We start from the raw sequence: 11469 nt of genomic DNA, 5'->3' as shown, positions 1-11469 counted from the left end.
CGACGCGAGCGCATCCGCACCGTCGGCGGCGGCCGATCCGGCGGTCGCCTGCGGGGTTTCGGTGGGGGTGTCCATACGTTAAGTCTCCGCCGAACCACCGACATTCCTACCGACAAAGGGCCGGTCAGCCGCATTTTCTGTGGATAATTCGCAGAAGTCTTCCCTGTGGAGGAATGGCGCCCGGCTAGGCGCGGGCGGAGTCGCCGCCCGGGGCGTTCGGTGCCGGTTCTCGAGGGTCCGGGACCGGCTTCCCGGGCTTGCGCTTGCCCCTCGCTGCCGCGACCATGCCGGCGGCGATCATGTAGCCCGCATAGGAGAGCAACAACACGGCTGCGACGGGGACGATCCAGGCCTTGTTCTCGCCGTTGACGCCGTTGTTCACGTAGCCGATATAGGGCAGTGAGTACCAGAGCCGCCCCTGGATCTGCGCCTCGATCACCTGCTCGCTGTCCGGGGCGCCGTTGTTGTCGCCCTGGAGGGTGAACGAGCGGCTGCCATCTGATGAGGACGCGACGGCAATGATCCGGTGCGTGATCACGCCCGGCTTGCCGGACTGGATCTGGTAGGTGACGACGTCGCCGATCCGGAGGTCATCGGGGTTGACCGGGCGCACGACGATCAGCGTTCCCGGCGGCAGGCGCGGCTCCATCGAACTGGTCAGAACAGTGAGCGGGACCCCACCGGCGACCTTGGGAACGACGATGAGGATGACCGCGAGGGCCAGCACGAGCAGGAGGAGCGCCCCGCTCAGGGCGACGCCGATGTAGTGCCAGAGCCCCTTGTCGAGCTTCGGCCCCGACTTCGGCCCCGACTTCGGCCCCGACTTCGGCCCGGGCTCCGGCCCGGTCTTCGGCTCTGTCCGGGGGGCGGATGTCCCGGCGGCCACGTCGGTCATGACTCCTCGTGCTCGCGGCGGCGGCGGCGGCCGGCCACGAGGAACAGGCCGATTCCGACCAGGAAACCGCCCGTGGCCAGGAGCGGGACGACGAACTCCGTCCCGGTCGTCGGAAGCGAACTCGGAAGCGAGCCCGGAAGCGAGCCCGGAAGCGAGCCCGGTCGGGCAGGATTCGAGGAGACGAGCACGCCCTCATCCTCACATGCGGATGCGGGAAAGGGGCCCGCCTCCGCGTCCCGCATGGCGACCTTCAGCCCGAGGCTGACGCTTTCGTTCTGACCGACCTCACCCGCGAAATCCGCCATCGTATACCTGACGATCATTCTCATGGTCGCCCCTGCCGCAATCGCTTGCGAGGGCACGATGATCTGGCACTCGGCGATTGTGCGCAGGGTGGCCGACAGAGTGGTATCGGTTCCGGAATCCCAGGCGGACACGGTCACTCCGTCGGCGATGTCGCCCGACGAGAACGTCACGTCCCGGGCGCTGACCCGGAGCACGGCGGATGCGCCGGTGGGATTCTTGATCCATAGGCTCGACGCCACCGAGTCGCCGGGCACGAGCAGACCGCCTACGTCGAGGAGGCCTCCGGCGAGTGCCGGAAAGAAGTGGACGCCATCCGTGCTGACAAGGAGGTCGGTCGATGGCGGCGCCTCGCTTGCGGCCGCGCCCGCCAGCCCGATACTCGCGCACACTCCCGCCGCGAGCGCGAGCGCTGCCAGGCGGGCAACGATTCGGGCAGCAGTCATGTCAGATCACCGTCAGCTCACCGTGAAGGACTGCGCGGTTGACCCGTCGCACGTTCGCTGTGTGAGTTGCGTTCCTACTGCGGTGGTTGCTCCCGGCGCCTCCAGGCACTTACCGCTCGCCCGATTCACGAACCGGTACTGGCCGGCGCTCTGCTGGATGACCTCCCATTGCTGCTTGGCGGCCCCGGTGTCGGCTCCGAATTGGGCGCCGGCGCCGTCGATGAGGCTGCCGTCCTTGATCTCCCAGGCGAAGGCCTTCGTGGGGTGAACGATCTTGTAGTAGTAGGTTCCGGTGATGAGCACGACGTTCCACGGCTGGCTATTTCCATTGCAGGTCGTGGTCACCAACGTCGTGCCGTTCGCCGGCGGATTACTCGACCCGTCCAGGCACAAGCCCGTGCTGTCGATCGGCCTGATCTTGTAGCCGGTCGTCGGCGTCACTGCGAGGGTGATCACGTTCGTCGCGCTGGAAACCGCCGATCGGTTGCCCGCGGCATCCTTGGCTTTGATTGTGTAGCTGTAGGTGCTTCCCGCGGTCAACCCGGTGTCAGTGAAGGTGGCCGACGTGACTGTTGCGATGAGTACCGTGCCTCGGTATACCTCATAGCCGGTGACCCCGACGTTGTCGGTGGATGCCGCCCAGGCCAGCGTGGCCTGGGTGCCAGTTGTGCCCGACGCCACCGGGGTGCCCGGGACGCTTGGAGCAATCGTGTCGAGCGTTGTCACGACGGTCGCTACAGAGACGGACCCGTTGCCGGCGGCATCCTTCGCCTTGATTGTGTAGCTGTACGTCGTCGCGGGAGTCAGGCCCGTGTCCGTGAACGTTGTCGACGTCACAGTTCCAACGAGCGTGGTCCCGCGGTAGACCTCATAGCCGGTCACGCCAACGTTGTCCGTGGACGCAGTCCAGATCAATGTGGTCTGCACGCCGGTCGTGCCCGACGCGACCGGCGCTCCCGGGACGGTCGGAGCGGTCGTGTCGAGAGCCGCGGTGGTCACGCTCGTCGGGAGCGACGCGGACTGGTTGCCGGCCGCATCCTTCGCCTTGATCGTGTAGTTGTAGGTCGTGATCGGGGTCAGTCCCGTATCCGTGAACATTGTTGACGTGACCGTTCCAACAAGCGTCGTACCGCGGTAGACCTCATAGCCAGTCACACCAACGTTGTCAGTGGACGCAACCCAGGTCAACGTAGTCTGCGCACTGCTCGTGCCCGACGCCACTGGCGCGCCCGGGACGGTCGGGGCAATCGTGTCTGTCGTTGCCACGGCGGTCGCGCCGGAGACTGACCCATTGCCGGCGGCATCCTTCGCCTTGACTGTGTAGCTGTAGATCGTTCCCGGTGTCAGCCCAATGTCCGTGAACGTCGTCGATGTGACCGTTCCAACGAGCGTCGTACCGCGGTAGATCTCATAGCCGGTCACGCCAACGTTGTCGGTGGAGGCCGCCCAGGTCAGAGTGGTCTGCACGCCGGTCGTCGCCGATGCCACGGGTGCGCCGGGGGCGGTCGGAGCAATCGTGTCTGTCGTTGCCACGGCGGTCGGGCCCGAGACCGACTGATTGCCGGCGGCATCCTTCGCTTTGATCGTGTAATTGTAGGTCGTTGCCGGGGCCAGCCCGGTGTCCGTGAATGTCGTCGCGGTGACAGTACCAACGAGCGTTGCGCCGCGGTAGACGTCATAGCCGGTCACCCCAACGTTGTCAGTGGACGCCGCCCAGGTCAGAGTGGTCTGCACGCCGGTCGTGCCCGATGCCACGGGCGTGCCGGGGGCGGTCGGAGCGATCGTGTCTGTCGTGGTCACGGCGGTCGTGCCGGACACGGTCCCGTTGCCGGCGGCATCCTTCGCCTTGATCACGTAGCTGTACGTCGTGCCCGGGGTCAGACCCGCGTCCGTGAATGTCGTCGCCGTGACGGTTGCGATGAGAAGGCCGGTGCGGTAGACCTCATAGGCGGTCACGCCGACGGTGTCCGTCGACGCCGTCCAGTTCAACGTGGTTGCCACGCCGGTTGTACCGGACGCGACCGGCGTGCCGGGGGCCGTTGGTGCGGTCATGTCGGAAACGGACTGCGCCACAGTCGCTGTGTCCGTGGCCGACCAATTGCCCACTGCGGAGTTTAGGGCGAGGGTCGCAACCATCGATCCCCCGGAGTTCGCGGAGAGCTGCGCGGGGGTGAGCGACGTGGTGACGCAGTAGACCGCGGAGCTTCCGGCGTCCAGGGATCCGGTCAAGGTTGTCCCGGCCGCCCAGGTCTTGCTCGTGGTGGCCGTGCCCGGAACGGGCAGGGCGCAGCTTGACCCGAACAGCACCGGCCACGTATTGACGGGAGCCTGGGCAAGCGGATTCGCGGCGGGTGCGCTGAGCGTGAGCGTGTACGGGGCCGGGATCGTGCCGGTGTTCGTCACGGTGATCGGCGCCGTGGCTGTCGTCACGGTCGGGCCGTACTGAACCGCGAGGGAAGCGAACCCGGCCTGCTGGATGCCGATGGTCCCGGAAGCCACGGATGCCGTCGTGCCGACGGGCGAAGCGGTCCAGCTCGCGCTGGCGACTCCGGTGCCCGCGAGGATGAAGAACAGCGTCAGCCCGACGGAAACGGCGAGGCGGTGAGCCCCTCGGCCCGGCGCGCGGTTCGTCCTGGTCGTCATGGCTCAGCTCTGGATTCCGTCGATGAGGATCCCAAAATTCGTGGCCGATTGCCCCTGGCTCCCGGGGGCGGCGGTCAGGGCCATCGTCACGGATACGCAGAATGTCGCGGAGCTGCCGGCGGCAAGCACGGACCCGACGACTGCGGTCGTCGCCGAGGGGAACGGTCCTGCCCAGCCCGGCGTGAAGGTGCCGCTCGAGCACGCAGCTGGTGAGGCCACGATGCCCCCGCCGATCGTGAGCGACTGGGAGAAGGGTGTGGTCGCCGTCGGCGAGGTCAGCCCGGTGATCCGCACCGAGAGCGGTACATCACCGGTGTTAGTGACCGTCGCTGCGCCGTACGTTGTGAGTCCGGGATACAGCACCGCCGTCGACATCGTGAGCGGCGAGACCGTGAGCGCTGCGGTGCCCGATGTGATTGAGGCGGCCGAGCCTATGGATGTGCTCGAGTTGAGGAGGGCGTACGTGCCGCCTGCTGCGAGGACGGCGAGGCCCATCGCGCCGACGACCACGAGCGTCGCGGTGGCCCTCGGGTGTAGAGAAGAGATTTTGGCCGACCGAGGAGAGGACATGTGAGGCATCCCCTTCGCGAGTCGTGAGGCCAGATGTGGTGCGGGTGAGTCCAGGGTGCCCGCCACCGAGGCGGCGGGCACCCTGGTCGAAGCGACTAGTCCTGGGTGAGGGTGACGGACAGGTCGGCCAGGCTGACCGATCCGTTCTTAGTGCTGTTCTCAGCGCCGGCAGTCGGGTGCTTCGGGAATGTGATTTCGACCGTGACGGTGGCAACCCCGGTGCCCTCTTCGATCGTGTAGGTCGGGCCGAGGCCAGAGATGCCGGTACCGGTCGCCGAGAGCACCGCCGTGTTGGTGAGGTAGCCAGCAAGAGCCACGTCGGCCGCGGCTGAGGACGAGGCCGTGATCGACGCGGTGCCGAGGCCCAGGGTGGCGACAAGGTTGTCGCCGGTGGCAGTGACATCCACGTCTGTCGTGTAGGTGAGGACATCACCAGGAACAGCCACGAAGGTGCTGAGGTCGATGGTCCCGTTTGCGTCGCTCCACTCTCCGCTCGTCAGGTCGGTGGCGAGGTCCAGATTTCCGGCGACGATCGTTCCACCGTCTACCGTGGCGTCGTCGTTCCACAGCGCGAACGTGCCTGCGCCGCCGAGGAGGAGGGCCACACCAGCTGCGCCGGCAATTGAACCCTTGAGGAGCTTGTTCATGATCGTTCCCTTCGCGACATCCAGGATGTCGTTAGTTGCAGGCCGTTCCCCGAAATGGAGCTGAGCTGCGTACTGGGGTTGGGCGCATATTTCGCGATAGGCACGAAGTCTGAATCTGGTGTTCCCCGTCCGGACAAGCCGGACCGAGATCTGCGCAAACGGTCTCGCCTTGCGGCTTTTCCGGCTGCTACGCCATCCCCTCAAGAACTATACGGCGGGACAGACAGATCCGTCTGTCCCTGCTCTACCCCCAGAGATAGGCACGCGCCCACTCACCTAAGCGCGTCCCTATTCGACCGTTGAAGCTGCAATATCGGCTGATTTCGTTGCGAAAACGTGAATCGACGCGCAAATCAGTTGCGTAATCTGTCAACTCTCCTTGAATGCATACGCATGGACGTGCGTGAGCGCCTCCGGCGAAGGCGATGGAACAGAATGGAATCCCACCAAGGAGAAACCGACAAGGAGGACCGGATGCCAGAGCTCACGACCGCGCGGCCGGCGTCGCCCGCAGCTTCCGGCGACGGCCCCTCCGGCGACGGCCCCTCCGTGGTCTGGTTCCGCGACGACCTCCGGCTCAGCGACAACCCGGCTCTGCACGCCGCCATCGAGCGCGGCCGGTCGGTCGTGGTCGTGTACGTTCTCGACGAGCAGTCCCCCGGCATCCGACCGCTCGGCGGCGCGGCCCGCTGGTGGCTGCACGGGAGCCTGCGCTCGCTGGCTGCCTCGCTCGAGCGACTCGGCGCCACCCTGACCCTCCGCCGCGGGCCGGCCGAACCGGTCATCACCGAACTCGCGGCATCCGTCGGCGCAGGCGCCGTGTTCTGGAACCGGCGTTACGGCGCGGCCGAACGGGAGATCGACGCCCGGCTCAAGGCGGCCCTGAGCTCCGGCGGCATCGAAACCCGGAGCTTCGCCGGCTCGCTCCTCTTCGAGCCGTGGACGATCCGCACCGGCCAGGACCGCCCGTACTCCGTCTTCACGCCGTTCTGGCGGTCATGCACGTCCGGTCCCCCGCCTCGGATGCCGCACCCGGCCCCCGAGGCCATCCCCGGACTGGGCGGCGACCTGGGCGGCGACCTCGCCTCCGACCGGCTGGGCGACTGGGCCCTCGAGCCGAGCCATCCCGACTGGGCCGCCGGGCTGCGCGAGGCGTGGGAGCCGGGCGAGGCATCCGCCCACCACCTGCTCAACTCGTTCCTGCGCGATTCCCTCGATGAGTACGCCGACGCGCGCGACGTTCCGGCCCGGGCCGCCACCTCGCGCCTGGCCCCGCACCTGCGCTGGGGCGAGATCAGCCCGTTCCAGGTGTGGCACGCGACCGACGCGGCGCGAGCCCGGGCAACCGGCCCTGCAGCCGCGAGCGCGACCCGCTTCCTCACCGAGCTGGGCTGGCGGGAGTTCTGCTACCACACGCTCTTCCACGCGCCGGAGCTGGCGACCGTGAACATCCGGCGCGAGTTCGACGCGTTCCCGTGGCCGCCGCCGGACGACCGTGCCCTGCGCGCCTGGCAGCAGGGCCGCACCGGGTACCCGCTCGTGGACGCCGGCATGCGGGAGCTCTGGCGCACCGGCAGCATGCACAACCGGGTGCGGATGGTCGTCGCGTCCTTCCTCACCAAGAACCTGCTCATCGACTGGCGGGAAGGCGAACGGTGGTTCTGGGACACCCTCGTCGACGCCGACCCGGCCAGCAACCCGTTCAACTGGCAGTGGGTCGCCGGCTCCGGAGCCGATGCCGCGCCCTACTTCCGGGTCTTCAACCCCCAGCTGCAGGCGGCCAGGTTCGACCCGAACGGCGAATACATCCGAGCCAACGTTCCGGAATGGGGCACGGATGCCTACCCCGTCCCGATCGTCGACCTCGGTGAAACCAGGCGGGCGGCCCTCGCCGCCTACGAGCACGTGAAGAACACGAAGTCGGCCCCCACCGCGGCGGCCGCCAGGGTCGGTGCGGACGAACGAGGCTAGAGGGCGCGCTCCAGCACGAAGTCGTTCTCGTACACCCCGCCGACGAGGAAGCGCTTCACCCCGACGATGACGAATCCGTTCTTCTCATAGAAGCGGATGGCGCGCGCGTTCAACTGGTTCACGCCGAGCCACGTGCCGGCGGCACCGCGCCCGCGGGCAGCCTCGAGGGTCGCCGCCATCAGGGCGGCCGCCGCACCTCGCCCGTGACTCTCGGCGAGCACGTAGAACTTGCTGAGCTCGACGGTCGGGCGAATGCCGACGGCGGCATACGCATCCGTGTCGGTCGGCTCACCGAACACCAGCATCGTGTACCCGACCATCGCCTGCTCGTCTTCGGCCACGAGCACGATGCGGTCGGGGTGAGCGAGGTACTCGTCGAAGTTGGGCTCGGCGAGCACGTCCCGCAGGAATTCCGCAATCGCGGCCGCCGTGGTGTGCGGAGGGCAGGCGAGGGCGAACGTTGCGGCGGCGAGGTCGGCCAGCCCCGTGGCATCCGCCGGGCCGGCCACACGGATCGTGACGGTCATCCCGTCAGCCTACCCAGCCCGGCCTGCCCGTCACGCTGCCGCACCCCCGCCCCGGAGCGGGACGAGGGTGCAGGGATTCACGCGTGGATCAGAGGAAGCGGGCGTAGGCACCGACCGTAAGGAAGGTCGGGAACTCCGGCTCCAGCGCCGCGGTACGGAACACCTCGAGCGCGTCGTCGAAACGGTCCCCGGGCGTGCGCTCGAGACCGGCGAACACCTCGGCCACCAACTCCTCGACCCAGGGCCGGTCAATCCGGCGCCCCTCGGCGGTGACCGAGTTGTCGTGGATCCACTGCCAGATCTGCGACCGCGAGATCTCCGCGGTGGCGGCGTCCTCCATCAGGTTGTCGATCGCCGCGGCGCCGACCCCGCGCAGCCAGGACTCGATGTAGCGCAACGCGATGATCACGTTTCCGCGCACACCGGCCTCGGTGATTTCTCCGCCAATGGATGACACGTCGAGCAGCTGTGCTGCCGTCACCACCACCTCGTCCCTGGTGCGTTCGAGCTGGTTCGGCCGGTCGCCGAGCACCTGGTCGAACTCCGCCTGGGCGGTGGGGATGAGGTCGGGGTGCGCGACCCAGGTGCCGTCGAAGCCGTCGGTCGCCTCGCGGCGCTTGTCCTCCGAGACCTGCTCCAGGGCCTGGGCGGTGACCGCCGGGTCACGCCGGTTCGGGATGAACGCACTCATGCCGCCGATGGCATATGCGCCTCGCCGGTGACAGGTCGACACCAGCAGCTCCGTGTATGCCCGCATGAACGGCACGGTCATGGTGATCTGCTTGCGGTCAGGGAACACGAAGCGGCGGCCTCGGGCGCGGAACGTCTTGATGATGCTGAAGATGTAGTCCCAGCGGCCGGCGTTGAGTCCGGCGCAGTGGTCCCGCAGCTCGTAGAGGATCTCCTCCATCTCAAACGCCGCCTGGATCGTCTCGATCAGCACGGTCGCTCGGATCGTGCCGTGGCCGATGTTCAGGTGGTCTTCGGCGTGGCTGAAGATGTCGTTCCAGAGCCGCGCCTCGCGGTGGCTCTCCAGCTTCGGCAGGTAGAAGTACGGGCCGGAGCCGGTGTCCATCAGCGTGCGGGCGTTGTGGAAGATGTACAGGCCGAAGTCAACGAGGCTGCCGGACGCGGCCATCCGGCGGTTGGCACGGTCGACGAAGGTCAGGTTCTTCTCGACCAGGTGCCAGCCGCGCGGGCGCATCACAATGGTGGGCGTCTTCTCGGCGGTGACCGTGTATTTCTTGCCCTCGGGACTGGTGAAGCTGAGCTGCCCGCGCACGGCGTCGAACAGCGTGATCTGCCCCTCGATGACGTTGGCCCAGGTGGGGCTCGTGGCGTCCTCCTGGTCGGCCAGCCAGACCTTCGCACCGGAGTTGAGGGCGTTGATGGCCATCTTGCGGTCGGTCGGTCCGGTGATTTCGACGCGGCGGTCTTCGAGCCCGGGGCCGGCGCCGGCGACGGTCCAGTTCGGGTCGCGGCGCACGTGCGCCGTCTCGCTGAGGAAGCGCGGGTCCCGGCCGTTGGCCGCATCCACTCGCGTCTGCAGCCGGGCGGCGAGCAGGTCGTGGCGGGTACCCGCGAAACGCTCGTGGAGTTCGGCGATGAACTCCAGCGCCCCCGCTGTGAGGATCTCGCCGTAGCGGGGTCCGAGGTCGCCGGTGATCTCGAGGTGCGGGCGGACGGTTGCGAAGCTGCCGGTGTTCGTCGCGGTGCGCTGCGGGCGTTCGATCGTTGACCGGGGTGAGGTGTTCATTGTCTTTCTCCTTGACAGGTTGTGGAGTCGACGAGCGCGAAATGCGTCGTTGCGGTGGCTGTGATCCCACTCTGGAGCCCCCGCACCCACTCGGACCCGGAAAGTTTGGCAGAAGAAATGTCGTTCTTCTGTTTGCCAGAACTAATCCTCCCGTGTGACGATGAAGCATGGTCCTCGCCGATGCCGTCCCGCGTTCACTGCTCAGTGCTGCCCCCGAGGATGAGGAAGCCGGGCTCGATGCGCTCACGCTCGGCCGCCGCATCCGGGATCTGCGCACGATCCGCAAGATGACCCTGGACGCCCTCGCCACGGCCATCGAACGCGCCCCCTCGCAGGTGTCGATGATCGAGAACGGCAAGCGCGAACCGCGGCTCTCCATGTTGCGCACGATCGCCGCGGCGCTCGGCACGACCGTGGACGACCTGCTCAAAACGGATGCGCCCTCCGAGCGCGCCGCTTTGGAAATCGCGGTCGAGCGGGCCCAGCGCGGACCCGTCTTCACTGCCCTCGGACTGCCGCGCATCCGGGTGAGCAAGGGTCAGAGCGACGAAACGCTCCAGACCCTGCTCACCCTGCACAACGAAATCGAGCGGCTGCACCGGGAGCGCGCAGCGACTCCGGAGGAGGCCAGGCGCGCCAACGCGGAACTGCGTGCGACGATGCGCTCGCGCGACAACTACTTCCCCGAGCTCGAGGCGCAGGCCCTCGAGCTACTGACCGCGGTCGGCCACACCGGGGGGCCGGTCTCCCACCAGGTGGTGGCGGACATGGCCAGCCACCTCGGCTACTCGCTGCACTACGTGGGCGACCTCCCGCATTCCACCCGCTCGGTCACCGACAAACGCAACGGCCGGATCTACCTGCCCACGACGCAGTCCGCGTCGCGGGACTCCCGTTCACCCATCCTGCAGGCGTTCGCCAGCCACCTCTGCGGGCACGGCGAACCCAAAAGTTATGCCGATTTTCTGCGCCAGCGGGTGGAGACCAATTACCTGACCGCGGCCATCCTGCTTCCCGAGAAGGACACCGTGAAGCTGCTCACCGAGGCGAAGAACCTGCGCCGGATCTCGATGGAAGACCTGCGCGACGCGTTCGCGGTCTCCTACGAGACGGCGGCGCACCGCTTCACCAACCTGGCCACCGCGAGGCTGGGCATCCCCGTGCACTTCATGAAGGTCCACGAGTCCGGCACCATGATCAAGGCCTACGAGAACGACTCGGTCCGCTTCCCCAGCGACGCCCTCGGCGCCGTCGAGGGCTCGACGGTGTGCCGCAACTGGACGGCCAGGACCGTCTTCGACATCGAAGACAGGTTCAGCCCCTGGTACCAGTACACGGATACGCCGAGCGGCACGTTCTGGTGCACCTCGCGCATCGAGAAGGCCAAGGAGGGCGACTACTCCGTCAGTGTCGGGGTGCCGTTCACGCACGTGAAATGGTTCCGCGGCAGGGAGACGTCCAACCGCGCGGTGTCGCTCTGCCCGGATGAGTCCTGCTGCCGCCGCGCCCCGGCCGACCTCACCGACCGGTGGGCCGGGCAGTCGTGGCCGGCGGCACGCACACCGACGAGCCTGCTCGCGGCCCTGCCCACCGGAACCTATCCGGGCGTGGATCAGACCGAGGTGTACCAATTCCTGGAGGCGCACTCCCCGCGCTAGCCCGCGGGGTGGGCCGGCGGTGGCAGGATGAAGAGGCGGCAGCGCAGCCGCGG

9 protein-coding genes are annotated in these 11469 nt (G+C 67.7%); 3 read left to right on the top strand and 6 right to left on the bottom strand.

Translation table 11 applies throughout. The features are described 5' to 3' along the window. Window positions 1-184: 184 nt before the first annotated feature. The 3 genes from BLQ39_RS09090 to BLQ39_RS16235 are packed head-to-tail and all read right to left on the bottom strand — an operon-like array spanning window position 185 to window position 4287. Window positions 185-895 (bottom strand): signal peptidase I, encoded by a 711-nt coding sequence (locus BLQ39_RS09090; protein ID WP_092323419.1) that lies wholly within the window; start codon window positions 893-895, stop codon window positions 185-187. Beyond that, window positions 892-1644: an LPXTG cell wall anchor domain-containing protein gene (locus tag BLQ39_RS09085; protein ID WP_092323417.1), complete on the bottom strand. Its 753-nt coding sequence runs from the start codon at window positions 1642-1644 to the stop codon at window positions 892-894. Before BLQ39_RS09085 ends, BLQ39_RS09090 begins: the two co-directional genes overlap by 4 nt. A gap of 12 nt (window positions 1645-1656) precedes the next feature. Next, a complete protein-coding gene (locus tag BLQ39_RS16235) occupies window positions 1657-4287 on the bottom strand; it encodes a fibronectin type III domain-containing protein (protein ID WP_092323416.1) in 2631 nt (876 codons plus the stop codon). On the opposite strand from BLQ39_RS16235, the gene BLQ39_RS09075 reads away from it, so the two are divergent. Next, entirely contained in the window at window positions 4286-4861 is a 576-nt protein-coding gene (locus BLQ39_RS09075; protein ID WP_134574751.1) for a hypothetical protein, read from the top strand. The genes BLQ39_RS16235 and BLQ39_RS09075 overlap by 2 nt on opposite strands. A 91-nt stretch (window positions 4862-4952) precedes the next feature. On the opposite strand, the gene BLQ39_RS09070 is transcribed toward BLQ39_RS09075, so the two are convergent. After that, window positions 4953-5504 (bottom strand): alternate-type signal peptide domain-containing protein, encoded by a 552-nt coding sequence (locus BLQ39_RS09070; RefSeq protein WP_092323413.1) that lies wholly within the window; start codon window positions 5502-5504, stop codon window positions 4953-4955. Window positions 5505-5978: 474 nt separating this feature from the next. Here BLQ39_RS09070 and BLQ39_RS09065 point away from each other — a divergent pair, with 474 nt between their 5' ends. Then, entirely contained in the window at window positions 5979-7475 is a 1497-nt protein-coding gene (locus BLQ39_RS09065) for a cryptochrome/photolyase family protein (RefSeq protein WP_092323435.1), read from the top strand. Here the strand turns inward: BLQ39_RS09065 and BLQ39_RS09060 are convergent. Both BLQ39_RS09060 and aceB read right to left on the bottom strand, forming a co-directional pair. Further along, on the bottom strand, window positions 7472-8002 hold the full coding sequence (locus BLQ39_RS09060; protein ID WP_092323411.1) for a GNAT family N-acetyltransferase: 531 nt from the start codon (window positions 8000-8002) through the stop codon (window positions 7472-7474). The genes BLQ39_RS09065 and BLQ39_RS09060 overlap by 4 nt on opposite strands. An 88-nt stretch (window positions 8003-8090) precedes the next feature. Further along, entirely contained in the window at window positions 8091-9758 is a 1668-nt protein-coding gene (gene aceB / locus BLQ39_RS09055; protein ID WP_092323410.1) for a malate synthase A, read from the bottom strand. Window positions 9759-9925: 167 nt separating this feature from the next. On the opposite strand from aceB, the gene BLQ39_RS09050 reads away from it, so the two are divergent. After that, window positions 9926-11416 (top strand): helix-turn-helix transcriptional regulator, encoded by a 1491-nt coding sequence (locus BLQ39_RS09050; protein ID WP_092323408.1) that lies wholly within the window; start codon window positions 9926-9928, stop codon window positions 11414-11416. Window positions 11417-11469 lie beyond the last annotated feature (53 nt).

The organism is Cryobacterium psychrotolerans (assembly GCF_900101115.1).
GTDB lineage: Bacteria > Actinomycetota > Actinomycetes > Actinomycetales > Microbacteriaceae > Cryobacterium > Cryobacterium psychrotolerans.
The sequence above is the reverse complement of the archived record's forward strand: the minus strand, read 5'-3'. Positions and strand labels throughout refer to the sequence as shown.

Bases quoted from the DNA above. Each gene is read 5' to 3' on its own strand.
- BLQ39_RS09090 (WP_092323419.1), bottom strand. From the start codon at position 895: ATGACCGACGTGGCCGCCGGGACATCCGCCCCCCGGACAGAGCCGAAG.
- BLQ39_RS09085 (WP_092323417.1), bottom strand. From the start codon at position 1,644: ATGACTGCTGCCCGAATCGTTGCCCGCCTGGCAGCGCTCGCGCTCGCG.
- BLQ39_RS09075 (WP_134574751.1), top strand. From the start codon at position 4,286: ATGGCTCAGCTCTGGATTCCGTCGATGAGGATCCCAAAATTCGTGGCC.
- BLQ39_RS16235 (WP_092323416.1), bottom strand. From the start codon at position 4,287: ATGACGACCAGGACGAACCGCGCGCCGGGCCGAGGGGCTCACCGCCTC.
- BLQ39_RS09070 (WP_092323413.1), bottom strand. From the start codon at position 5,504: ATGAACAAGCTCCTCAAGGGTTCAATTGCCGGCGCAGCTGGTGTGGCC.
- BLQ39_RS09065 (WP_092323435.1), top strand. From the start codon at position 5,979: ATGCCAGAGCTCACGACCGCGCGGCCGGCGTCGCCCGCAGCTTCCGGC.
- BLQ39_RS09060 (WP_092323411.1), bottom strand. From the start codon at position 8,002: ATGACCGTCACGATCCGTGTGGCCGGCCCGGCGGATGCCACGGGGCTG.
- aceB (WP_092323410.1), bottom strand. From the start codon at position 9,758: ATGAACACCTCACCCCGGTCAACGATCGAACGCCCGCAGCGCACCGCG.
- BLQ39_RS09050 (WP_092323408.1), top strand. From the start codon at position 9,926: ATGGTCCTCGCCGATGCCGTCCCGCGTTCACTGCTCAGTGCTGCCCCC.